Origin of the sequence: Priestia sp. YIM B13486, from assembly GCF_042787865.1 — a bacterium.
Taxonomy (GTDB): domain Bacteria; phylum Bacillota; class Bacilli; order Bacillales; family Bacillaceae_H; genus Priestia; species Priestia megaterium.
On sequence record NZ_JBHZOZ010000006.1, the window covers coordinates 1 to 24,472 of the forward strand.

Consider the following 24,472-nt stretch of genomic DNA (forward strand, 5'->3'; position numbering starts at 1 on the left):
TCACCTTCTTCTTCAACAATAAAGCTAGTATTTTTAAAATGATCAAAAAAAAGCTTTGGCAACAAGTCAGACATTTGTCTTCCATTCCACCATTCGTTGATTAACGGTGATAGTATATAATAATCTGATCCTTTCACTAAGCGAACTGTCATTCTGATCTCTCCCTAATTTATTTATGAATTTACTTAAATTGATGCTATCACAGGAAGAAAATGTTATGTTGTTCTTTCTTTTTTTTACTAATAAAAGTTTCGAATGCTAATATGAAAAGTGAATATAATATACAAAATCAGTTAACATAATCAAGATTTTAGGAACAACATAAGCGCTAACGTCAAATTGTTAGCGCTTGTGTTATTGAGAGCCATCTCTAATTGTAAATTCAAATATAGATTTCTTTTCTGCTTTAGACATGCCAGAAAAGAACTTTTTATGTACCCTTAACTCTTTTGTATTATTAGGGAACCTTTTTTCTAACCATGTAACTGCCATAGGAGTATGTTCAGGTTGAGCATTTATCTTTTGAAGGAATTTTTCATAATCTATTAACACTTGATCTGTTATAAGTGATACATCCTGTTTTCTACTTTCATAATCCAATTTAGCTAAATCTTCTGCTGTAACATAGCCTTCAATCTTCTTTACAACCCCAAATTCAGAAGGAATGCGTTCTGAATTTAAAGAAACAAAATAATGCAAGTAGTTAGCTAAACGAAATAATCCCTTTTTTGTATCCTTCTTAGTTGCAATATAAAGCCAATCTCCTTGATTCGCATAACAATTTAATTCCTTATCATTGAATGCTATTAACATCTTTTCATACTTTTTCAATAAACTAACTCCTTTACAAATAGTTACTTAAATTATATCTCTAATAATATGAATATCATATTCATTCCTAGTTTACATAAACACTCTTTCCGGAACACATACCAAAAAAGAACCCTTGTCGCAGAACGGTTCCGCCGAGGGTTCTTTTTCCGGAGTATGCAGCTTTTTATACATCCTTGATATGACTACGTTTTCTCGATACCCCAGTGGAAGGTGAATGCATAAAAAGTCTGCATTATATATATATGTTAGTCCCTATAAAAATAGTCCTTATGGAGAATCATGCTATATTTTTTTGAAAATAGATTCCACATTAAGTCTCCCTTATAAGAAAGGTCTAGACGAATCAATACTGTATTCTAATAGCATTTTTATAGCGTTTTCTGGTAATTGATTAGATTTCTCAAGTATTATTGGTGTCTGACCATTTCCGGTGGAATTATAGGAAACAAAAACTAATTTTTTTTCGTCTTCACCAGGAAAGTTTAACTTCGTAGGTAATCTAGATTCCTGGGGGCTAATGTTTTCCTTAAATGTTGTGGACTTCTGATTTATAAGTATCTCGTAAAATTCACCATTGTAAATGAATCCAATTGCCGGTGTATTACCATTGCTCATTAATAGACCCTCCTGATTTTCATATAAATACAAATGTACTTATATAGTATGATTTAGAAAGAGATATGGTATTCAATTTATAATCAAACAAATGTTATAGCAGCATTCCTTAATTTTCACGAAAAGGTTTATGTATTTTAGTTCACTCTAAAAGAAGGCCATTTTAGAAGGACTTTAGGTTTATAAGTTAAAATAATTAACATGAACTTATAAAGCGATTGAAGGTTGTAGAAAGGGAGGGGCAAAAAACGGAGGATAGAAAATACTAACTTTATAATCCTAATTATTCCTTTTTTGTAATTAACGAAGTCGTCATTCCACCTATAAAAATTGTTGAACATGAAAAAAGAAACGTTTTAGGTCCTAATAAAGGAAGAGCTGCTGTTATGATAAAACCATCTATAATTAAAATAACCATCCCTATGTTTAAGGAAAAAGCTTTTGATACAAGTTGTGCTAGTAAATCTGTTCCTCCAGTACTTGTCTCGTATCGAAGCATAAGACCAACCCCCGTCCCAATACATATTCCTCCAAAGATTACACTAGGAAAAACAGGAAGTTGAAACTGGTCTTTAATAGGCTCTAGCCAATCAATCAATAAAGAAGAAATAAGTAACCCATAAAAACTATTATAAAAATAAGTTCTTTCATAAACCCAAGCAAACCAACATAATGGTAAGCCCAAAATAATCATCGTTAAACCTGTAGAAAATTCAAAATAATAGTGAAGGATGAGAGCGATTCCAATTGTTCCTCCATCTAACAAATAATGAGGAACTAAAAATCCATTAATTCCTATACTTAATAATAAGCTTCCGACAAGAACAACCGGTATTTTTCGAAACATAATAATCACCTTTTTAATTAATTTATCTCTTACTATATGTATAAGCTTTAGCTACCTGTCATGAATGTTTTTTCTTTTTATATAAATGAATAAAAGTTTATCTTTTAAGCAAACTACTCAAGATGGATAAATCATAATACTATAGCAAACTCCTAAAAAGCAGAAAAACTCCCTTCCAACCGATGGGAGTTTTTCTGCTTTTTAAGCTGTGTATTGTATACATGTTTAGTTCACATAATCAGCATTATCAGAAATCCTATTAACAATTCTAAAATCTCCTCCTTTTTAGTCTGTATAGTCTCACTATAATAACCTCATAATAAATAATAAAAAGGATCTTTGATTTTAAACAATACAGAACAAATAGTTAATTATATGGAGTTAAATGTAAGATGAAAAAAGATCTTGGTTTTCATAAACTAGATTAACCTTAACTAAAGAGTAATTATTAATTGATTTTGGAGTGAGAAATAATCATGCCTTTTATCGAAATAGACACTAATAAATACTTGTATTATGAAGAGCGTGGACAGGGTATGCCAGTCATCTTTATTCATCCACCTGGCATGGGAAATAAAGTCTTCCATTATCAATACGATTTATCCAAGCATATGAGAGTCATCTTTCCAGATTTAAGTGGTCATGGACGAAGCCCTAGAGCTGAACAAACTGTATCAATTTCCTTCTATGCAAACGAAGTATTGCGTTTTATGGATGCGCTGCATTTAGACAAGGCTATTATATGTGGTTATTCTGCTGGTTGTCTAATTGCTCAAGAGCTGGCTATTTATCATCCCGATAGAGTCGAATTATTAGTTTTCTCAGGAACTTACCCTATAGTAAGAGATATACCTGGACAACTATTACATAAAATAGGAATGTATATGGTAAAAGAACACCTAAATATATTAATAAAAAGCCTTTCTATAAGTCATACTCAGGACAAGACACTAAGAAAGAGCCTAGTTAGTTATATGAAAAAAGCAGATCAAGAATCATGGTATCAGTATTATAATCATTCATTACACTATAACTGTTTAGACAAACTTCATCACTTAACTATGCCTTTGTTGTTTATATATGGTGGGAAAAAGGATTGGACTACCCACTATATGAAAGAGTATAAAAATAAATGTAAGCATGCTGAATTCTTTGTTTTACCACAACAGGGTCACCAACTGCCTACAAAAAAGTGGGTTCAATTTAATGAGCTAATTACAGGATTTGTCTTAAATAAATCCAGTGATAAAACAAAAAGAGACTTAAGTAATGAATAATTTTAAAATCTCATATGTATAAAGCTCAATGATAAACTACAGGAGATCGGTAAGATTGTTTAGCTCATCAGCCTAAATACAAATTTTACAACTAAAAATGAGGCGCTTAGGGAATTTTTCCCTTAAGAGCTTTATCTTGTCGTTATTAGTAGAAGCCTTCGCTATAGTAACTGCTTTAACTAATTATTAAAGCAAGTACAGAATCGAGACATTATTAGCTAGTGAAAATGCTTCATTTACGTATTTGGGCATAATACTTTTTTGATTTTCGATTCATTATTTTTAGAGAACCAAAAACTTTCTCAACAATAATACTTGTTAAGCTACCAATAAAGAGGCTTCGGACAATATCAGAGGGATAATGATGCCCTACCCAAATCCTTGAGAATCCTGTTAACAAGGACATTCCCCACATAACTGACCCGAGAACACGTTCACGTAGAAAAATAGAAGTGGCTACAGCAGTTGCAAGCAACGTATGTTTACTTAAGAATGCGGAATTCATCTTTGAAGGAATAAGGATGCCGACACGGTGCTTTATAAAAGGACGAGGCTTAAAATAAAAACATTGAATTAACATGTCAATCAACAACGTAAAGGCCGCAGATATTAAGGCATATCTTATCACTTTTCTGTACGAATGGCCTCGAAACCACATCGACATTAACACAAAAGCGAATAGATAACGTACCTTATTTGAAACCAATATCATCAGCATATCCAATATAGAATAACGCCCAGCCAGTTGATTAATTATCTTGAATATTTTATAATCCATCCTGATTTTCTCCTTCAATTTTAGATAGACTCTTCTCTCCTAATGAAGCATCCATTACATGATCAATGCTCCTATGATAGTAAAAAGGAACCAAAAATAACTATTAAGTCATTTCGTATAATAGAGAGAGAAGCATATATGAAACCTCCTTAATCTATAAGGAGGCCTCTCTTTCTAAAACATAAAAAATTACTTTTTTATATCTCATCATTTCTGTTTAACGATTATTAGGGAATACTCTTTTAACGGTTTCAGTAAAATCTTCAAATAGGCCATTTCTTGTCGAACCTTCATTAATTCGATTTCCGTACCCTTCCATACGATTCACAAAATCAGGATCGGATGACACATACACATTTCGAATATCTTTATCTGTAACTTTTACTTGATCTGAAATCTTCTTTTTTAAACGGTCGGTTACTTCCCCGTTTGCTTCATTCTTTAAAACAACAGCCACGTATGCATTTCGGTTTGTAACAATCACATTCGCAGTATCTACTTCATTTAATTTAGCAATACGATCCGCAGCTTTATCAGCTACCTCTAATCGTGTCTGATTATTATTATCTACATTGTTATTTTGAACACCGTCGGGTTGAAATCCCACGTCTCGTAGATCATTGTTATCACGATTATTTTGAGCTTTTTGTTCGGACGGTTCTTCAGTTGGATCAGGCTCAGCTTCATCTTTTTTATCATTACAACCAAAAAGAAATCCTACTGATAAAATAGCTGATAAGAGTCCCAGTACATATTTTTTTGTCTTCATTCTTTTTCCACTCCTTCTAATAGTCATATATGTATTAAGGTTTACATTGGTTTTTAAATAATTACAGGAAATAATTTGAAAACCCAAGTAACGATAGATCATTTTCCTAGTATATATATGTAGCGTCGGTAAAAAATAAAGATGTTGGAAGAGAGATTTCTTTCAAACACTTATCAAAGAGGGATTTGCATAATGAATAATGTACAGCAGCTAACTTCTTTATTTAATGTTAATGGCCTATTTGCAAAGAAAAATAATAACAGAGGCATGCTACTGTCACTTTTAAGCATAGGAATTGGGACTTTAGTGATTTGGATAATAAGAGGAAATGGAAATAAAACAGGGGCACCAACTATGCAAACAATGAGCAGTAGAAACCAGATGAAAAACGGTTTATCCAAGCAATAAAAACTGTATTTACAATAGTATGTTTTGTATAGCAATTGGGTTATCGTTGATTATTAAAAGCTTTATGCAGTAAAAACTGCATAAAGCTTTTAATAATCAAAAAAATAAACACCGATGACTTAATTACATAAAACTTTTCTTTTGGTTTTTCATTTTTCATTAGTAAATGAGGAATATAATATTATTAAATGACATAAAAAAATTACGGAGACACAGAGGTCGAATATGAAACAAGTTATTAAAAACATTAAAAATGATCAGCATTTTCGCTTTACATACGATTCACGCCCCATGAATGAAAACATGAAACGTTACAGTGAGTTTTACAATCTCCCAACAGAGAACATAATGTATCGTTACGGATTTGAATCGTTTGTCCATGAACGGCTGTTTATCCAATCTTTTCGTCCCTTACCGATAAAAGCTCATATTCTTCTTCTTCACGGTTATTATGATCATGCGGGAGTACTAAGTACTGTCATTCGTTTCTTGATTCAACAAGGGTTTCATGTGTTGACATTTGATTTACCAGGACATGGATTGTCAACAGGAGAACGGGGAGCCATTTCGGAGTTTTCTCTCTATACAGAAAGTATTCGAGAAGTCGTACGTAGACACCTGTCTTCAAGCTCTCTGCCCGTCTATATCGTGGCTCATAGTACGGGCGCTTCTGCTGCAGTCGATTATATATTGAATAACCCTGAAACGTCTCAGATTCGAAAAGCAGTGCTTGTCTCGCCCCTCGTTCGGCCTTATCGCTGGAATGCAATCACCATTTTAGTAAAGCCCTTAAAAGCGTTCACCAGGAATTTGAAGAGGATACTTCGAGACAATTCAACAGATGCAAAGTTTTTGCGTTTTGTGAAGAATGATCCGTTACAGTATGATCAGGTCCCTCTCAGTTGGGTAGAAGCATTGATAAGATGGAATGAATTGATTAAGAAGGGGAATCCCAGTTCTGTCCCTGTTCTCATCCTCCAGGGAAAAAAGGACACAACAGTGGATTGGAGATATAATGTTGATTTCTTACTAAAGAAGTTTCCAAATATAGATGTTGAACTTATAGAGAACGGAAAACATCATTTATTAAATGAAGAAGAGCTGATAAGAGATAATGTGTTTTCTTCTATCCATCGCTACTTAACAGATGATGTGTAAACGATGATTACGAGAACAATGAATGCGCTATCTGTATATCATTGGAAATAAAGGTTTTTTATTTTGTTACCGATAATAATTATTCTAAAATTTTCTAATAGATTTAAATATCTCGTCCGTAAAAGTATACTTTTGCGAACTTTTCTTTTATATAAGAAATCTATCATTCTCACCGTCCGTTTAACTCAAATAACAAAATACGAACGTCCTTTTAAATACATGCACCTTAACGAACGTTTGTTGATAAAACAAAAGATATTTATATGTGAAAAAACTCGTCTAAAAATTGCTTACCTCTTAGAGGTAAGTTTATTTTAGACGAGCTTCTATAATAATTATAAAACAAACGTTAATAACGAAGCGTACAATATAAGAGATTAATATGCATTCACAGCTAGTTTAGAGTCGTTAAAATAAATAACCTCCGAAAGGATCTTACAGCCTTGGATTTCTTTAAAAGCTCTTCTTGCTTCTATTTCGTTTTCATATTCAAACATCGTAGTATTGTTTAAATTTGAATAAGTAGTGATTATCCACATAAAAATAGCTCCTTTATTTGTATTGACTTTAAATTTAAGAGATATTTTTCTCTACTTCTATTTTTGTTATATTCCTTCTGTTTTTTGTAAGAAAGAAAGATCCTACAATGAATAAAGCTATTAGTAAAGTTAAAAAGAACTGTGTACGTAAAGAATCAATAAAAGGCATTGCGATAAAAATACTAGTAATGCCAACAATCGTGCCGTATGTTAAGTAAGGAAACAGCCACATTCTTATTTTGAGTTTCTCAGGCTGCTCCTTTTCATAACTTTTACGCATACGTAATTGAGAGAAAGCGATTACCAAATATACAAGAAGAGCGACTCCCCCAGAAGCATTGACTAGAAACAAAAAAATCTTATCAGGAGAAAGATAATTAAAACCTACGCTGATATAAGAAATAATTGTACAGCCTATAATTGCATTAAAAGGAATTCCTTTTCTATTTACCTTTAAAAACAGTTTAGGAGCATCTCCTTTCTGAGCCATAGAAAATAACATACGAGAACTTGTATAAAGACCTGAATTTAAGCAAGAAAGTACAGCTGTTAACAAGATAAAATTCATTACTTGAGCTGCTGCTGGAATATTGACAATTTCTAAGAGCGATACAAAAGGGCTTTTCATCAAACTTGAAGAATCCCAAGGAAGAACTGTTACAAGAATCAGGATAGAGCCAAGATAGAAAAGTAAAATTCTGTAGATGACGGTATTTGTTGCGGATATAATTGCTTTTTCTGGATGAGGTGATTCACCTGCGGCTGTGGCTACAATCTCTGTTCCCATAAATGAGAACATTACAACAGTTACTCCTAAGAAGATCGAACTTATTCCATTGGGAAGGAATCCACCTCTGTCGAGAAGGTTTGATGTACCAGGTGATTCTACTCCTGGTATAAAACCACATATAATAGCTCCTCCAAGGATTAAAAACAGACCCAAACTTACTACTTTAATTAAAGAAAACCAATATTCAAATTCACCAAAAGATTTAACAGAAAATATGTTAGTTAAGGTTAACAGAAAGGTAAGAATTAGGCTCACGGACCAGGATGGCAAAGAAGGAAACCAATATTGAATAATTGTTGCACCAGCTATTGCTTCTACTGCAATAACAATAACCCAAAAGAACCAGTACAACCAACCAATAGTATATCCAGCCCATGGTCCAAGTGCCTCTCTGGCGTAAGTAGCAAACGACCCACTCGATGGATTGGCTGTTGACATTTCACCTAGCATCCGCATTACTAAAATGACTAATAAACCAGCAAATGCGTACGAGATAATCGAACCAGGTCCTGCAGTATTAATTAATGTTCCACTTCCAATAAATAGTCCAGCACCAATGACACCACCAAGAGAAATCATGGTGATATGACGTGTTTTTAGTTCTTTTTTGAGCTCAGGCTGTTGATCATGCATATCCTATAACCTCCTTTGTAAAAATTAATATTCCTATCCATAAAGTAAGGAAATTTAATAGTTGAGTAGAGAAGAAAGTCGTCAGAAAAAGCCTTTGCTCACATAACAAAGGCTATTTAATTTTTTTGACAGAACCTCAGTTAAATCTAAATATTATGAAAATTTAGATATTCATTTAGAAAAAAAGCCTTTTAATGCAAATGCAACATTTTGTGGTCTTTCTGCCATACGACGCATAAAATATCCAAACCAGTCATTTCCAAAAGGGACATAAACACGCATTTTATAGCCTTCTTTAGCTAGACTCAACTGCATATCGGTTCTAAATCCGTATAGCATTTGAAACTCAAATTGATTACGATTGATGTGATGTTTTTCAGCAAATTCTTTTACTTTTTCGATAATATTATGATCATGAGAGGCAATGGCTGTATAGCTTCCACTTAATAAATGTTCTTCAATAATTCTCATGTAATTATTATCTATTTCCTTCTTTTCTTGGTAAGCTACTGTAGGAGATTCTTGATAAGCCCCTTTAACCAATCTAAGAGAAATGCCTTTTAAGTCTTTTACATCTTGCTCAGCTCGAAATAAGTATGCTTGAATAACTGTACCTACGTTATCATAACTATAAGTTTGACGTAATTTTTTTAAGATATCTAACGTAATTTGGCAATGTGCATAGTCTTCCATATCAATTCGTACAAAATTATTATATTTTTTTGCCGTTTCAAGGATTCGACGCATATTTTCCATACAGAAATTTGGATCAATATCCAGACCAAGCTGGGTCATTTTAACGGATAGATTACAATTTACCCCTGATTTCCCCATAGCTTCTAATGTACGTACGTTATATTGTGTTGCTTCTATAGCTTCTTCTCTACTAGATACAAATTCTCCTAGATGATCAAGAGTGCAAACTAACCCCTTTTGATTTAATTGATTTACTTTTACCATGGCACTCTCAATTGTATCCCCCGCCACAACTTGAGAAGCTCCAAATTTAAGACCCCATTTTTTTGCAGCCTTATTTAGTACTCTATTTTGAGAAGCATGAAGAAAAACATTTTTTGAAACCTCTGCTAACATGAAAATCCCCCCCTAAATATATGTACCTTTCTTTAAAACCGGGACAGCCTCGAAAAGCTGTCCCATTGTTTTTAAAGTGATGTACTTGTTGTTTTTGCTTGCATGTGCAGGATTAAGTAATCCGGTCCTCCTGCTTTTGAATCAGTTCCAGACATGTTAAATCCACCAAACGGATGATAGCCTACAATTGCACCTGTACAACCACGGTTGAAATAAAGATTACCTACATGAAATTCTTCTTTTGCTCTTTCAATATGGGCAGGTGTGTTAGAAAGTAACGCACCTGTCAAAGCATAGTCAGTGTTATTTGCAATCTCCATCATATGATCGAAATCGCGTGCTTTACAGAAAGCCACTACTGGACCAAAAATCTCTTCCTGCATTAGGCGTGCTTTTTCATCGACATCTGCAAAGATTGTTGGCTGAATGAAGTAACCCTTAGAGTCATCTGCTTCTCCACCTGTCATCAAGCGCCCCTCTTCTTTACCGATTGCAATATAAGATAATACTTTGTTGTAAGAAGCCTCATGACTAACAGGTCCCATATAAGTAGATACATCTTCTGGATTCCCTACTTTTAATGTTTTTGTTAATGCAACTGCTTTTTCAAGTACAATGTCATACACATCTTGATGAACCACAGCACGAGAACCAGCTGAACATTTTTGTCCTGAGAAGCCGAATGCAGAGTAAACGATAGAAGATGCTGCTAAATCTAAATCTGCATCTTTATCAACAACCACTGTATCTTTTCCACCCATTTCAGCAATAACACGTTTTAACCATTTTTGCCCTGGTTGTACTTTTGATGCTTTTTCATAAATACGGCAACCAACTTCACGAGAACCTGTGAATGAAACAAAACGTGTTTTAGGATGTTGAACTAAATAGTCGCCAATCTCAGGTGTAACGCCTGGAATAAAGTTTAGTACTCCTTTAGGAAGACCAGCTTCCTCCATTACTTCTACAAATTTCGCTGCTACGACAGGAGTTGCATCAGCAGGTTTTAATAAGATTGTGTTTCCTGTAACGATTGCTGCAGCTGCAGTTCCTGCCATAATAGCTAACGGAAAATTAAATGGAGAAATAATGATTCCTACACCAAGTGGGATATAATTAAATTTATTTTCTTCCCCTTCACGACTTTGTACAGGTACCCCATCTTTTAACTTCAACATTTGGCGTGCATAAAACTCTAGAAAATCAATAGCTTCTGCTGTATCTGCATCAGCCTCATTCCAAGGCTTACCAGCTTCCTTAACTAAATAGCTTGAGAATTCATGTTTACGACGACGGATAATGTCAGCTGCACGGAATAAAATGTTTGCGCGTACTTCTGGATCTTCTTTTTTCCATGTATTGAATGTAGAAAGAGCTGTTTGCATAGCTTTTTCAGCTAATTCTTGATTCGTTTTAGACACTCGTCCAATAATCTCTACTTTATTTGCTGGGTTAATCGATACAATTTTTTCATCTGTTGTAATTAACTCTTCACCAATAACTAGAGGATAATCTTTTCCTAGTTCGGCTTGTACAGTTTCTAAAGCTTTACTAAATTCTTTTTTATTTTCTTCAAGTGTAAAGTCTGTAAAAGGCTCATGTTTATATGCTTTGATTTCTGTAAGAGTTGTTGTCATTGTACTATTCTCTCCCTTAAAAGTTTTAATAGATTTCTGATTTTAAAATCGATGTGTTTTGTAGTACTGGCCAATACTATCTTCAAATTATCAATACTTATTAGATAATTAGTTCTAAAAGTTTGAAATAATAAATTAATTTATAATTTTTAGAACATTTACTCTTTATAAGAATGTATTATAAACACCTTTGATGGGTTTTGTACATGATTTTTTTACGAAAGTGTTCAATTCTATATTTTTGAACACTTTTGTTCATAAGATAGAATGATTATATTACTTTTAAGGTTTTATGCAAATATATGGTTAGATAATCTGACATATTTTTTATATTTAATATTCAGGTATTCCAGCATGAGCTAATAGCTTTCCTAATTGACTATCCTTTTAAAAAACGTTGTCTAATTAAAACTTTATTTTGATAAAGCTCACCCTTGTATTCATTTGAAACTGTTACAAAACTATTTTTAAATATGATTACAAATAAGAAACTATGAATAAAATTATGTAATATCTTTACTGCTATAGCTCTTAATAAATTAGATTACAGCAGAAAATTGAACTTGATACGTTGATGAAGCTTTAACAGAGGATACGAACAATTCCACTGAATTAAAACTATTGACACTACATTTACTAGCGTCATTATGATAGATAAGTCTCTAACTTACAAATGTTATCCAATCATGTAAATATGAAGTTATTTATAGTTTTTAAATTCCCCTAAAGGTAAAAATCACTATAAAATCATCTTCTAGTCAAGTAATTTGGAATAAGGAATATAGAAAGATTCCTTCACCCTAAATACTCTTTTAGTAAAATGATTGTCTTTGGAAATAAGAATGACAGCTATGTTTTAAACACCTTAGTTTTTAACGAGAATTAATCTTGGATTAACTACATTTATTTTTTATAGAAAAGATTTTAATTGGTTCCTAAAATCAAACTTATGGAAACCAAAATTACTATTTTAAATTAGTTAATGTTTTAAAATAAAGGTTAATCAATCCAAGTTAGTGAATGCCATTTCAAACATAAGTTAGATAATATATAATTGTATTATTAATTTTGACCAATATTGACTTAGGGAGGAAGAACATAATGTGTAGTAAGAGAACATTCCCTTTAGTTTCTGGCTTTCTTTCTATTGATTTGGTAAATACAGAAGTTATAAGTCATGGTCGTCGCCATGAATTGATGGTTCATGAACAAGATCTTTTAGACTGGCTTCATACAATGTATGAACAAATTCCTTCTCTTGATAGGGAGATTTTAAATATATCCAGGGATGAAGCAACTGAAATACTACCTCATATTCATGAGTTTCGCTTTACACTAAGAGAAAATTTCGAAGGAATAGCAGATGGGAATTCTATTAATAACAATTGGATCTCAAACTTAGAAAAAAACATTGAGAATGCCCCTTACGTATATCAATTTGAGTCAGGTGAACTAAGAGAAGTTCCTAAAGGCAGCAAACTAAATAAAATTTTATCTCTCTTATCATTAGATGCTTTGCGTTTGATTGCTGATGGTAAGCTACAAAAAATCAAAAGATGTAGTAACCCTGATTGTGTGCTATTATTTATTGATTTAACAGGCAGACGTAAATGGTGTTCAATGAAAATATGTGGGAATCGAAAGAAAGTAGCTCGATTTCAACATAAAAACAATAAAAAGGCTTGAATTCTTAAAATGAATTCAAGTCTTTTTTGTTACCGTCATAAACTAACCTATTAAATCAATATTGACAGGTTAGTTTTAATGAATGTAAAATAAATGAAAAATAAAAAGGAGTGAAGCATATGAGTGTCACAGGTTCAGTTCAATCAAAAACAGAAGGTACAGCTATACCTAAAAGGAGTTTCTTTTCAAAAATGGTTACTAATACAAAAAGTCCATTAAAGATTAATCTTAAGGATGCTTCCACAGGATTAATTGGAGGTCTTATTAGCATTTTAGCTCTAGGATTATTGACAGACATGACTCCAACGCCCTGGTTGATGGCGCCATTTGGAGCAAGTTGTGTATTAGCATTTGGGGTATGGAATGCTCCTTTGTCTCAACCACGAAATATCATCGGAGGACATTTAGTTGCTACTCTTGTGGGTTTAGTGATATATCATGCATTTGGAAATAATGCTTGGACTTTAGGAGTAGCTGTTGGCTTAGCGATTGCGTTAATGATGCTTACTAAGACAACACATCCTCCAGCAGGAGCCGATCCAATTGTTGTTATCTTAGGTGGGGTATCGTGGAGTTATATTATTACGCCTGTTCTAATTGGATCTTTACTTATTGTGCTTGTAGCCTTAGTCGTAAATAATTTACGAAGTGATAGAGCTTATCCAACTTTTTGGTTGTAAAGGAGGAAGAAGATTAATGATGGAACATTATATTTGCAATCAACTAAATTTTGCGCGAGAAAATACAATTAAACTAGTTTCTCATATGGATGATGCTTTCACAGAGATTATCCCAGATGGGCTAAATAATAATATAAAGTGGAATCTAGGCCATATATACGTTGTACAAGAGAAATTTGCTTTTTCTTTTGCTGGAGAAGAAATAAATATACCGGAGCATTATAACAATATATTTGCACCCGGTACCAAGCCATCAGAATGGTCTATAGAACGACCAAGTTTAATTGAACTGTTAAACTTATTAACACTACAGAATCAGCGCTTGAATCTTATACTACCAAAAAAATTAGGCGAAAAGAGCTTACAGCCATACATAACCTCTACTGGTCTAAAGTTAAGGTATATAGATGAATTTCTGAGTTTTTGTCTATATCACGAAGGAATGCATTATAATGCTCTTAAAAATATCAAATCTATTTTAAGTTAACTGGAATAATGTGTTTTTTAATATGGGGTTAACCTTAAAATAAACACAATTCATTTTTTATAGAAAAGGTTTTAATTAGTTCTAGAATTAAAATCATGGTAACTAAACACGAAAAGAAAAAGCCTGTATCTAAGGAGATACAGGCTTTTTTCTCACTCCACTTTTAAATGATAGTTTGTATTCCTTTTCCTATAGGATAGCAATAATCGGGAAAAGGTATGATATTCCACTGGATAAAGAACGTTTGTTCGTATATAATATACAGAACAAACGTTCTTTTATTTGAGGAGTATTTTCAATGGAGGATGAGCAGTTACCAAACAGAATCATTATATGTGTCGACATGAAGGCGTTCTATGCGTCCGTTTCTTCTGTCATAAGAGGATTAAATCCGTTGAAAACAAAGCTTGCGGTAGTAGGAGATATCAAACGGTCGGGATCCGTTGTATTAGCTACCACGCCATTATTAAAGAAAGAAGGGGTCAAAACAGGAAGTCGTCTTTTCGACATTCCTAAAAGGAAAGATATTCATGTGGTGAATCCATCTATGGAAAGATATATCAAGGCTTCGACCTATATTTCGAGCTTGGTGTTACAGTATGTGGCTCCTGAGGATTTTCATTCCTATAGTATTGATGAGCTGTTTATTGATGCGACAGCTTCGCTACATCTATTCGCTCGTACACCAGAAGAATTAGCCCACAATATTATCGACGAAATTTATCATAAGACACGCCTGACAGCTACGGCAGGCATAGGTCCTAATCTCTTACTGGCGAAGGTAAGCTTAGACCATGAGGCTAAGAATAGCCCAACAGGAGTGGCTTATTGGCGATATGAGAATATTCCCTTTAAATTGTGGGCTATTCATCATCAATCGCACTCATTATAGCGTTGACTCCTTCATTTCCGTTAAGCTTATATGTACCAAAACCTATAGCAGGCTAGGTTACCCCGTCATTAAGGGTTATTTCAGGAATTACTTTACTCATTATTATCCACTCCTTTCGATCATGCTCTAAGATTGGCATATATTATCCAATACTTGAATAAACTTGCACCACTCATTTTCACAAAGGAGTGGTGCTTTCAAACAATCAAAAAAGTGATTACGGAGAAACCTCCGTTTTAAACTCATTAACTTCGCACTTTTCTGTTTCTTTCTTGTTTTTAGTTAACGTAAAGAAAGCTACAAAACCTAAAAGCGCCGTACTAAATAAAATAGCAGCCATCGGAATAGCTGTGGTTTCGTTAATACCCACTAAAGGAGAAACAATTGATCCTAAAGTTAGTGGAAGCATGCCTAACACGGCACTCGCACTTCCTGCTCTATGTCCTTGATTTTTCATTGCCAATGTCACCGAGCCTGTGATTGTCATTCCTATAGAGATCATGTAAATAAAAATGGGAATAACAATCGTAGCCAGCGGCCCTTTAAGCATGGTCATGATAAGAAGTACGCTAGTAGCACTTACAGCCGTAATCACGGCAATGCGAAGCAGGCTTCTTTCATGAAGAATTCCGCTAAAGCGCCCAATAATAAAGCTTCCAGTCACAATGGCTAAGCCGTTAATGCCAAACAAAATGCTAAAAACTTGCGGAGAAACATGGTAGATCCCTTGATAGACAAATGGAGTGCCTGATACATAAGCAAAGCTTCCTCCGTGGACCAGTCCGACAATTAAGGCATACCCAATAAAAGAACGGTCTTGTAATAGACTGCCCATCGTGCGAATGGAATGACCAATTGAACTTGGCGTTCTATTTTCAATTGGCAAAGTTTCTTTTAAACGCATTGAAATTGTTAAAACAATTAAAAGGCCTATTAAACTTAAAAACAAGAAAATAGTATGCCAGCTTGCAAAAGGAAGAAGCAAAATAGCACCTCCGGCCATTGGTGCTATCATTGGCGCAAAGGCGTTGATAACCATTAACAGAGCAAAAAACTTCGTAAGCTCTCTTCCACTAAAAACGTCTCTGACAATGGCTCGAGAAAGAACAACTCCTGCCGAAGCTGTAAACCCTTGTAAAAAGCGTGCGATGACTAAAGCTGTAATAGTAGGAGCCAAAGCACAGAGCAAGGACGATATCATAAATAAAGAGATGGAAATGAGTAAAGGTCGTTTTCGTCCCTTCGCATCACTGATTGGACCGATCACGATTTGACCAATGGCAAGGCCTAGTAAACACGATGTTAAACTAAGCTGAACAAGTGAAGCTCGCGCATCTAAATGATCAGCAATAGCAGGGAAACTTGGCAAATACATATCGATATTAAGCGGACCTAATATCGCAAGCGTGCTGAGAAGAAACGCCAATCCTAGACGTTTTTTTCCAGTTGGGTTATGAAGCATAATAGCAGAGCACCTTCCTTACCTAAATATTGTATTTTCACAGATAACCTTTAGTCTATTGAAAGGCATCTCTTCTGTCTAGGACATTTGTCTAAAGATGTAGGTAAAGTTCCGTTCGCAAAAAAGGATGTATGACTGATGACATACGGTTGATATTCAAAAAACAACGCTTGAAATATCCTTAAGATACTTCAAGCGTTGTTTGAGCGTTTGTTATATACTATCTAATGCCTGCTGTAAATCTCTCATAATATCTTCCCATGCTTCCAGTCCAACTGATAAACGAAGGAGTTCGTTTGAAATTCCCATTTCTTTCCGAGCTTCTTCCGGCACAACTGCATGCGTCATCGAGGCAGGATGCTGAATAAGTGTTTCAGCATCTCCAAGACTCACCGCAATGGAAATGAGCTTAAGCTGATTAACCACTTTTACGGTTTCTTCATAACCTCCTTTCACTTCAAAAGAGAGAAGCCCCCCTCCTTTTCTCATTTGCTTTTGCATGAGAGAATAAGCAGTGCTCTTTTTATCACCTGGATAATAAACGGCTTTCACCTTGGGATGGAGACTTAATTGTTTTGCGATATGTTCAGCATTTTCACAGTGACGATCCATTCGAACGGCCAGCGTTTTTAAGCCTCTGAGTAACAGCCAAGCATCAAACGGTGAAAGAATGCCTCCGATATCTTTTTGCGTCGTTTTGCGCAGTACGGAAATAACCTCTTTGTTCCCTACTACAATTCCTGCGACAACATCTCCGTGTCCACCAATAAATTTTGTTGCGCTATGAATGACTAAGTCGCACCCAAGCTTCAGCGGCTGTTGCAAATAAGGAGTTGAAAAGGTATTGTCTACTACCACAGGAATTCCTTTTTGTTTGGCGATAGAAGCAACTAACTCTAAATCTACTAAAGTCATAGTCGGGTTAATCGGTGTTTCAATATAAATACATGCTGTATCTTTTCTGATAGCAGCAAGAATTTCTTCCTCAGTTTCCAAGTTGGAGAAAGAATGATGGATTTGATATTTTTCCTCAAGCATTTCTAAGAGACCAAATGTGCATCCATACACTCCTTTAGAACATAAAATATGATCGCCTGCTTTTGTAAGTCCAATCAATACAGCCGATACTGCAGCCATTCCCGATCCAAATGCCAAAGCGGCTTCTCCTTCTTCAAGCTGTGCCATACGCTCTTCTAAAATGGTGACCGTTGGATTCGATAACCGGGAATATACATAACCATCTTCTGCTCCGCTAAACCGGTTTGCACCTTGTTCTATAGATGAAAATGTAAATGTAGACGTTTGATAAATAGGCGGAGCTAAGCTATCAAAATGATGTTTTGATTCATACCCTGCGTGAATGGCTTTTGTTTCAAACTGATATTTCTCTTTTTCGTTCATACGGCTTCCCCCTTATGCACACAAGCACTATGTCATTTTTTAAAAAAATGTAAGCGTTTTCTTTTATTATATTTCTCTTTTCTTTTTTCGTTCCCTGCCTCTCCATATAGATAATTCCACCGTAGAGAAAGAAGCGACATGCACCCTGCACCTCGCTTTACTTCATCATTTGTTTAATTAGTGCTGAATTACGTTTTTTGAATACTTCATTATGAGAAGAAACCATAGCCGCCTTAGCAGCAGAGGGCTGAACGAATTGTTTTGCTTTGTTTACGGCATTAGCAGCGTCTTGAAAAGCACCTGTAATCAAATGGACTTTTCCTTCGTGCATGAGAATGTCTCCCGCTGCATACACGCCTTCTACCGACGTTTCGCTTGCTGCGTTACCTGCAACATAGCAGTCATCAATGGTTTTAATATATAATTCACTGTTTTTTAACAGCTCTGTATCTCTTTCATAACCGTGATTAATAATGACTTCGTCAATCGGTAAATAAGAAATTTCACCGGTTTGATGATTAGTTAGCTCAACTTTTTCAATAAATTCATGCGTCCCATCAGCCACTAATTTTGTAATAGATGTGTTAAGCAGACACCGAGCTGAACTGTTTATTAATTGTCTCACTTGTGCTTCATGACCGTTTAGTTCACTGTTTCGGTACGTAATATATACTTTTTCAGCAACGGACTCTAGCTCATTTGCCCAATCAATGGCTGAATTTCCTCCCCCGGAAACAATCACCGTTTTATTTTTAAAATGCTGCAAAGATTTAACCGTATAGTTTAAGTTTGATATTTCAAATCGTTCTGCCCCTTCAATTTTGAGCTTTTGCGGATTTAAAATACCTCCTCCGACAGCAAGGATAATGGTTTTAGAGTAATGATGTTCACCTGAAGAACTCGTCAGCTGGAAAATACCATCTTCTAAGCGAGAAATCGATTCAATCTTCTCATTTAAAACAACAGTTGGATCAAACGTCAGCCCTTGTTCAACAAGCTGTTCAATAAGCTTCGCACCAGAAATAGGCGTTTGCCCTCCTACATCCCAAATCATTTTTTCAGGATAAACGTGAAGTTTTCCGCCTAATTTTGGCTGATATTCAATCAGCTTTGTTTTCATTTCTCTTAGTCCACTATAAAAGGCAGAATAAAGGCCGGCCGGTCCCCCGCCTATAATCGTCACGTCAAACAGTTCGTTATGTGTCATGAACACCCGCTCCTTGCAATTAATTGTTATTGATTATCATTCTCATTTGAATATACATCTTCTTCACCGTTTTGACAATAAAAATAACTATTGACATCCGGAAACGTTCGAATTATAGTATGTAAAGTAAACGATATTGATAATCATTATCAAGTATTTGTTGTATTAAACGTAAACGGAGGGTCAGATATGGTTCGCCTATATACAGAGAAATTACATATTAGTTATGGTGAACGTCTAATAGTAAAGAATTTAAGCGTTAACATTCCAGACAAAAAGATTACCACGATTATTGGTTCAAACGGATGCGGCAAATCAACGCTTTTAAAAGCCGTCACCCGCATTATTTCTCATCAATCCGGTTCCGTCATTTTAGATGGCGAAAATATTTCAACAGAACATACAAAAGCACTCGCTAAAAAAATGGCCATTCTCCCTCAAACCCCTGAAAGTGCCAGCGGCTTAACTGTTGGAGAACTTGTATCTTATGGGCGATTTCCCTATCAAAAAGGGTTTGGGCGTCTGTCGAAACAAGACTATCAAACGATTGACTGGGCGCTTGAAGTAACCGGAACAAAAGATTACAAATTTCGTCTCGTTGACTCTCTTTCAGGCGGTCAGCGTCAGCGAGTGTGGATTGCAATGGCTTTAGCTCAAGAAACAGATATTATATTCCTCGATGAGCCGACTACCTACTTGGATATGGCTCATCAGTTAGAAGTGCTTGAGCTGCTTCAAAAGCTAAACAAAGAGCAAGAACGTACCGTCGTAATGGTACTTCACGATTTAAATCAAGCCGCTCGTTTTGCAGATTATATTATCGCTTTAAAAGATGGAGAAATTGTTAAAGCCGGAACGTGTGACGAAGTCATCACGCATGACGTTCTAAAAAAAGTGTTTCATATCGACGCTGAAATCGGACGAGACCCGAGAACCAATAAACCAATGTGCATCACGTATAACTTATTAAGAGGAGATAACTAAATGAAAAAATTACTGCTTCCATTCATGCTCATATTCGTACTACTTATTAGTGCCTGCAGCAGCGGTTCAACTGAAAGCAAAAATGATTCTAGCAAAAATGGCGAATCTAAGACAATCATATATCAATCTGAAGACGGCCCTGTAAAAGTTCCGGCTAACCCGAAACGTGTTGTAGTGTTAGGCTCCTACGCAGGTAACGTCATGTCGTTAGGTGTCAATATTGTCGGAGTTGATTCATGGTCTAAAATGAATCCCCGCTTTGAAAAGAAATTAAAAGGCGTTGAAGAAGTATCAGATGAAAATTTAGAAAAGATCATTAAATTAAAGCCTGACCTAATTATTGGCTTATCTACTACAAAAAACGTTGATAAATTGAAAAAAATTGCTCCTACCGTCACGTATACATACGATAAAGTAGACTACCTTACTCAGCATGTAGAAATCGGAAAACTATTAAATAAAGAAAAAGAAGCACAGTCATGGGTAAACGATTTTAAAAAGCGTGCGGCAAAAGCTGGTTCTGACATCAAAGCTAAAATTGGCGACGATACCACGGTTTCAGTTATTGAGAACTTTGACAAGCAGCTTTATGTATTTGGCGATAACTGGGGACGCGGAACGGAGATTCTTTATCAAGAAATGAAATTAAAAATGCCAGAGAAAGTAAAAGACATGGCTTTGAAAGATGGTTACTATGCAATTTCACCAGAAGTTCTTCCTGAATATGCCGGAGATTATTTAATCTTCAGTAAAAACCAAGATGGAGATACATCATTTGAGAAAACAGATACGTACAAAAATATTCCTGCTGTAAAGAATAATCACGTATTTGAAGCAAATGCAAAAGAATTTTATTTTAATGATCCAATCACATTAGATTATCAACTAGATTTCTTTACTCAAAAATTTCTTGGCAAGTAACTCATTCAAGAGGAATTCTTTTTAGAATTCCTCTTGCTTTGTTTTACTAAATTTATTCTTACATGAAAAGATGGGTGTTTTATGAAAATAGACAATCAGCGTTTCATTCCTTTTTTATATAAATTAATAGGTGCCTTGCTCGTATTCATCATAATGTTTGGTTATTCAATGATTTTTGGCGCTGCTGATATATCGATAAAAGATGTGTGGCTAGCACTTTCATCAAGCAGTGTAAACGAACAGGTTTCGATCATCCGAGATATTCGTTTACCTCGTGAAATCGCCGCTGTTTTTGTTGGCGCTGCTTTATCAGTATCAGGGGCGATTATGCAAGGTATGACAAGAAATCCTCTTGCAGATCCAGGACTTTTAGGCTTAACTTCTGGCGCAAATGCAGCTTTAGCTGTAACCATTGCCTTTATCCCTTCTGTAAATTATTTAGGTATTACGATTGCTTGCTTTATCGGAGCTGCGGTTGGCGCAATTTTGGTATTTGGAATTGCTGCTATAAAAAGAGGTGGTTTTTCTCCGCTTCGAATTGTACTAGCCGGGGCTGCCGTTTCAGCGTTTCTTTATGCGATCGGAGAAGGCGTCGGTATTTATTTTAAAATTTCAAAAGATGTATCGATGTGGACTGCTGGCGGAATGGTAGGCACTTCTTGGGAACAGCTTCAAATCATTGTTCCTTTTATTGTGGGAGGTATATTCATTGCCCTTTTGCTTTCCCGGCAGCTTACTATTTTAAGCTTAAACGAAGAAGTCGCTGTGGGGTTAGGTCAGCAAACAACAAAGGTCAAAACCGTTTTATTTGTTGTCATGATTCTTCTTGCAGGTGCTTCTGTTGCGCTAGTCGGAAACATGGTGTTTATCGGCTTGATGATTCCTCATATTGTACGAGGAATTGTAGGAACCGACTATCGTTATATTATCCCTATGTCCGCTGTCACTGGCGCAGCGTTTATGCTGCTCGCTGATACGTTGGGCCGAACCGTAAGTGCGCCTTATGAAACACCGATAGCAGCAGTTGTATCCATGATTGGTTTACCTTTCTTTTTAGTCATTGTTCGTAAAGGAGGAAAAGCATTCTCATGATCCACCCAGCGCTTATTAGAAAACAACGAATAATTATGATGCTGCTCACTGTTTTGATTCTTGGAACAATTGTAATAGGGATGGGGCTTGGGGATGCCTCCCTTCCTTATAATAAAGTATTTCCTACTCTGTTTGGCAAAGGGAATTTTGCAGATGAGTTTGTTCTTTTTTCAATTCGACTTCCGCGAATTATCATTACTCTTTTAGCAGGAATGGCTCTAGCTTTATCAGGCGCTATCTTACAAGGGGTTACGCGCAATGACTTAGCGGAACCTGGAATTATAGGAATTAATTCAGGAGCAGGCGTCGCAATTGCCGTATTCTTTTTATTTTTTCCAATTGAAGCTGGCTCTTTCGTGTATGCTCTTCCGTTAGTAGGGTTCATCGGTGCCTTGTTTACAGCTAGTCTTATCTACCTTTGTGCATATAGTAAAAGCCAAGGACTGCAGCCTGTAAAACTTATTTTAACAGGCGTAGGTTTTTCGATGGCTCTTTCTGGAATGATGGTGGTGATTATGTCATCAGCTGATCGTGCTAAAGTTGATTTTATTGCTAAATGGATTGCAGGAAACATTTGGGGGACAGACTGGCCTTTTATATGGGCACTTCTACCTTGGCTGCTTGTCTTGATTCCTTTTATATTGTACAAAGCAAATTCATTAAACATTTTTAACTTAAATGAAGCTGCAGCTATTGGAGTCGGTATCGCTATGGAGAAAGAGCGTATCACATTGCTTCTAGCCGCGGTTGCATTAGCGGCAGCCGCAGTTTCAGTTACAGGCGGCGTGGCCTTTATTGGGCTTCTTGCTCCTCATATTGCCAAAGGCTTAGTCGGACCGAGAAACCAGCTTTTTATTCCCGTTGCCATTTTACTTGGCGGCTGGCTCTTGCTGATTGCAGATACAATAGGACATAACATTGCCGATCCTAACGGTGTACCAGCAGGAATTATTGCCGCCGTAATCGGTGCTCCTTACTTTGTTTATTTACTTTTGAAAAAATAATAAACGAGGCTGAGAAATAACGAACCACTAATCAAACATTTCGATTAGTGGTTCGTTTTTCACTTGGGCTAAAATACTTTTATCTCAGCTTTAGTTTTGCTTTTTTTGTCTTTCATCTGCAGCGTTCGCTCTAGCCTGAGCTTCTAAATCGTCTTGGTCTGCTAATTCACGAGAAAACTCTTCGTCTACTCCATCTGCTTTAGATGAAGGATAATCCGCTACCTTTTTTAATTGTTTTTTCAACTCTTTTTCATTCATTATAAACACTCCTTTATTCTAGACTGTTACTAGTATGCGTTTGTCGTTTCTGCACTATGTGGAGAAAGAAGGAATTTTACCAATAAGACCGAAAGCATACGTAATAAGAAAAAGAAAGGACGTTTTATATGATCATCATTATTACGCTCTCTATTATCATTGTATTTGTTATTTTACTGCTATGCATAGTTACTACTTCGAAAGCTTACGATTACAAACATACGGTAGATCCGCTTACAAAAAAACAAGACGAAAAAAAGTAGGTGCGCTCGTTTCACACCTACTTTTTGTATTACCCTTGCAGTGTTTTTAAATCGTGATCGTTCAATTGAAATGCTTGCTTAATTTTGTCTTCCAAGTTTTTTGTTACTCTTCGCTTCCCCACTTCAACCAGTGCAATTAAAGAAAAACTGCAGTTTACTGCTTGAGCGAAGTTTCGCTGATTCATATTGTAGTTTTTCCGAATGTTTTTTACCGTTTCTTTATTCATTTACACTCACTCCGCTTAACTCAATATACTTTTTTCTACTCAAGTTCAAGTCACATGTTCATCTAGCTGTCGACAGAGCGTGAGAAATTGCTGCTGTTCTTCTTCTTTATAGCAAGCAAACAGTTTTTCAACCCCTTGCTGCATGTCTTTTTCAGCAGCTTGAATCACTTGTTTCCCTTTGTTTGTAAGCTCGACCATAACTTTACGCCGATCTCTTTTTGAATGGTAGCGCTCCACAAGATTCAGTTCATACAAACGTGTAATCGATGCTGTAATAACGCTTGGGCTCGCCTTTATCTTGTCTGCCACTTTGGTGACAGGCATTGTATCTGCACGTTCAACAATCAGTAAAATATGATATTGAAAAGGGGTAATTCCGTAATGATGTAAAAGGCTTTTTACATTTGTCATTACTTTTTTGTTTAAAGATATTGAAATTCTTTGAATTTCTTTACCAAATATCAATGGATCCATCCACCTCACTGCCCCTTTCTCTCCAACATTTTTATGATGAACTTTAGATTTCTATAG

At 35.4% G+C, this 24,472-nt stretch carries 25 protein-coding genes and 3 pseudogenes; 12 read left to right on the top strand and 16 right to left on the bottom strand.

The annotated features are described in order from the left end of the window. From ACFX4G_RS16530 to ACFX4G_RS16545, 4 genes and pseudogenes are all read right to left on the bottom strand, one after another. A pseudogene (locus ACFX4G_RS16530) lies at positions 1-152 on the bottom strand (GNAT family N-acetyltransferase); the annotation flags it as partial. A 202-nt stretch (positions 153-354) separates the two neighbouring features. Continuing rightward, positions 355-831 (bottom strand): hypothetical protein, encoded by a 477-nt coding sequence (locus tag ACFX4G_RS16535; protein ID WP_237074710.1) that lies wholly within the window; start codon positions 829-831, stop codon positions 355-357. Positions 832-1,155: 324 nt separating this feature from the next. Then, entirely contained in the window at positions 1,156-1,449 is a 294-nt protein-coding gene (locus tag ACFX4G_RS16540; protein WP_052500316.1) for a hypothetical protein, read from the bottom strand. A 283-nt stretch (positions 1,450-1,732) separates the two neighbouring features. Continuing rightward, complete coding sequence (locus tag ACFX4G_RS16545; RefSeq protein WP_165575355.1) at positions 1,733-2,296, bottom strand: YitT family protein; 564 nt, start codon at positions 2,294-2,296, stop codon at positions 1,733-1,735. Positions 2,297-2,772: 476 nt separating this feature from the next. On the opposite strand from ACFX4G_RS16545, the gene ACFX4G_RS16550 reads away from it, so the two are divergent. After that, positions 2,773-3,573, top strand: coding sequence for an alpha/beta fold hydrolase (locus tag ACFX4G_RS16550; protein ID WP_043979270.1), 801 nt, complete (start codon positions 2,773-2,775; stop codon positions 3,571-3,573). Between the two features lie 232 nt (positions 3,574-3,805). On the opposite strand, the gene ACFX4G_RS16555 is transcribed toward ACFX4G_RS16550, so the two are convergent. After that, entirely contained in the window at positions 3,806-4,351 is a 546-nt protein-coding gene (locus ACFX4G_RS16555; RefSeq protein WP_165575356.1) for an undecaprenyl-diphosphatase, read from the bottom strand. A 217-nt stretch (positions 4,352-4,568) separates the two neighbouring features. After that, complete coding sequence (locus ACFX4G_RS16560; RefSeq protein WP_052500317.1) at positions 4,569-5,120, bottom strand: YhcN/YlaJ family sporulation lipoprotein; 552 nt, start codon at positions 5,118-5,120, stop codon at positions 4,569-4,571. 192 nt (positions 5,121-5,312) lie between these two features. Between ACFX4G_RS16560 and ACFX4G_RS16565 the strand changes: the two genes are divergently transcribed. Both ACFX4G_RS16565 and ACFX4G_RS16570 read left to right on the top strand, forming a co-directional pair. Next, positions 5,313-5,528 (top strand): hypothetical protein, encoded by a 216-nt coding sequence (locus ACFX4G_RS16565; RefSeq protein ID WP_043979275.1) that lies wholly within the window; start codon positions 5,313-5,315, stop codon positions 5,526-5,528. Between the two features lie 225 nt (positions 5,529-5,753). Further along, positions 5,754-6,686, top strand: a complete 933-nt coding sequence (locus tag ACFX4G_RS16570) for an alpha/beta hydrolase (RefSeq protein ID WP_237074708.1) — start codon at positions 5,754-5,756, stop codon at positions 6,684-6,686. A 573-nt stretch (positions 6,687-7,259) separates the two neighbouring features. Here the strand turns inward: ACFX4G_RS16570 and ACFX4G_RS16575 are convergent. The 3 genes from ACFX4G_RS16575 to pruA form a co-directional block, all read right to left on the bottom strand. Then, a complete protein-coding gene (locus ACFX4G_RS16575) occupies positions 7,260-8,648 on the bottom strand; it encodes an amino acid permease (protein WP_074898028.1) in 1,389 nt (462 codons plus the stop codon). 171 nt (positions 8,649-8,819) lie between these two features. Then, the gene (locus tag ACFX4G_RS16580; RefSeq protein ID WP_043979283.1) at positions 8,820-9,740 is read right to left on the bottom strand and encodes a proline dehydrogenase family protein; all 921 of its coding nucleotides are present in this window, start codon (positions 9,738-9,740) and stop codon (positions 8,820-8,822) included. Between the two features lie 71 nt (positions 9,741-9,811). After that, a complete protein-coding gene (pruA, locus tag ACFX4G_RS16585; protein ID WP_028408064.1) occupies positions 9,812-11,377 on the bottom strand; it encodes an L-glutamate gamma-semialdehyde dehydrogenase in 1,566 nt (521 codons plus the stop codon). 1,101 nt (positions 11,378-12,478) lie between these two features. Between pruA and ACFX4G_RS16590 the strand changes: the two genes are divergently transcribed. The 4 genes and pseudogenes from ACFX4G_RS16590 to ACFX4G_RS16605 all read left to right on the top strand — a co-directional run. Then, positions 12,479-13,063 carry a CGNR zinc finger domain-containing protein gene (locus ACFX4G_RS16590; protein ID WP_043979286.1) on the top strand — a complete coding sequence of 195 codons (585 nt, stop codon included), beginning with the start codon at positions 12,479-12,481 and terminating at the stop codon, positions 13,061-13,063. Between the two features lie 119 nt (positions 13,064-13,182). Next, the gene (locus ACFX4G_RS16595) at positions 13,183-13,743 is read left to right on the top strand and encodes an HPP family protein (protein ID WP_043979289.1); all 561 of its coding nucleotides are present in this window, start codon (positions 13,183-13,185) and stop codon (positions 13,741-13,743) included. Between the two features lie 16 nt (positions 13,744-13,759). Further along, the gene (locus tag ACFX4G_RS16600) at positions 13,760-14,230 is read left to right on the top strand and encodes a DinB family protein (RefSeq protein ID WP_322551903.1); all 471 of its coding nucleotides are present in this window, start codon (positions 13,760-13,762) and stop codon (positions 14,228-14,230) included. Positions 14,231-14,528: 298 nt separating this feature from the next. Beyond that, positions 14,529-15,098, top strand: a pseudogene (locus ACFX4G_RS16605) (Y-family DNA polymerase); the annotation flags it as partial. Between the two features lie 4 nt (positions 15,099-15,102). Here ACFX4G_RS16605 and ACFX4G_RS16610 read toward each other — a convergent pair. The 4 genes and pseudogenes from ACFX4G_RS16610 to ACFX4G_RS16625 all read right to left on the bottom strand — a co-directional run. Further along, positions 15,103-15,222 (bottom strand): annotated as a pseudogene (locus ACFX4G_RS16610) (aldo/keto reductase); the annotation flags it as partial. A gap of 117 nt (positions 15,223-15,339) precedes the next feature. After that, a complete protein-coding gene (locus ACFX4G_RS16615) occupies positions 15,340-16,584 on the bottom strand; it encodes a Bcr/CflA family efflux MFS transporter (RefSeq protein WP_043979293.1) in 1,245 nt (414 codons plus the stop codon). A 213-nt stretch (positions 16,585-16,797) separates the two neighbouring features. Further along, positions 16,798-17,985 carry a methionine gamma-lyase gene (gene megL / locus ACFX4G_RS16620; RefSeq protein WP_043979296.1) on the bottom strand — a complete coding sequence of 396 codons (1,188 nt, stop codon included), beginning with the start codon at positions 17,983-17,985 and terminating at the stop codon, positions 16,798-16,800. Between the two features lie 157 nt (positions 17,986-18,142). Further along, positions 18,143-19,192: an NAD(P)/FAD-dependent oxidoreductase gene (locus ACFX4G_RS16625; protein WP_377575755.1), complete on the bottom strand. Its 1,050-nt coding sequence runs from the start codon at positions 19,190-19,192 to the stop codon at positions 18,143-18,145. 189 nt (positions 19,193-19,381) lie between these two features. Between ACFX4G_RS16625 and ACFX4G_RS16630 the strand changes: the two genes are divergently transcribed. The 4 genes from ACFX4G_RS16630 to ACFX4G_RS16645 all read left to right on the top strand — a co-directional run bounded on the left by ACFX4G_RS16630 (position 19,382) and on the right by ACFX4G_RS16645 (position 23,193). Then, complete coding sequence (locus tag ACFX4G_RS16630; protein WP_098248304.1) at positions 19,382-20,176, top strand: ABC transporter ATP-binding protein; 795 nt, start codon at positions 19,382-19,384, stop codon at positions 20,174-20,176. Beyond that, positions 20,177-21,097 (top strand): iron-hydroxamate ABC transporter substrate-binding protein, encoded by a 921-nt coding sequence (locus ACFX4G_RS16635; protein WP_162213909.1) that lies wholly within the window; start codon positions 20,177-20,179, stop codon positions 21,095-21,097. A gap of 81 nt (positions 21,098-21,178) precedes the next feature. Next, positions 21,179-22,189 carry a FecCD family ABC transporter permease gene (locus tag ACFX4G_RS16640; protein WP_323618636.1) on the top strand — a complete coding sequence of 337 codons (1,011 nt, stop codon included), beginning with the start codon at positions 21,179-21,181 and terminating at the stop codon, positions 22,187-22,189. Further along, positions 22,186-23,193, top strand: a complete 1,008-nt coding sequence (locus ACFX4G_RS16645; protein WP_060746751.1) for a FecCD family ABC transporter permease — start codon at positions 22,186-22,188, stop codon at positions 23,191-23,193. Before ACFX4G_RS16640 ends, ACFX4G_RS16645 begins: the two co-directional genes overlap by 4 nt. 90 nt (positions 23,194-23,283) lie before the next feature. On the opposite strand, the gene ACFX4G_RS16650 is transcribed toward ACFX4G_RS16645, so the two are convergent. After that, positions 23,284-23,451, bottom strand: coding sequence for a YfhD family protein (locus ACFX4G_RS16650; protein WP_081085297.1), 168 nt, complete (start codon positions 23,449-23,451; stop codon positions 23,284-23,286). 128 nt (positions 23,452-23,579) lie between these two features. Here ACFX4G_RS16650 and ytzI point away from each other — a divergent pair, with 128 nt between their 5' ends. Continuing rightward, positions 23,580-23,714: a YtzI protein gene (ytzI, locus tag ACFX4G_RS16655; protein ID WP_016763550.1), complete on the top strand. Its 135-nt coding sequence runs from the start codon at positions 23,580-23,582 to the stop codon at positions 23,712-23,714. A 29-nt stretch (positions 23,715-23,743) separates the two neighbouring features. Here the strand turns inward: ytzI and ACFX4G_RS16660 are convergent, their stop codons facing one another. Both ACFX4G_RS16660 and ACFX4G_RS16665 read right to left on the bottom strand, forming a co-directional pair. Further along, positions 23,744-23,941 carry a helix-turn-helix domain-containing protein gene (locus ACFX4G_RS16660; protein WP_013082432.1) on the bottom strand — a complete coding sequence of 66 codons (198 nt, stop codon included), beginning with the start codon at positions 23,939-23,941 and terminating at the stop codon, positions 23,744-23,746. 45 nt (positions 23,942-23,986) lie between these two features. Further along, positions 23,987-24,415, bottom strand: a complete 429-nt coding sequence (locus tag ACFX4G_RS16665; RefSeq protein WP_377575760.1) for a MarR family winged helix-turn-helix transcriptional regulator — start codon at positions 24,413-24,415, stop codon at positions 23,987-23,989. Positions 24,416-24,472: the final 57 nt, after the last annotated feature.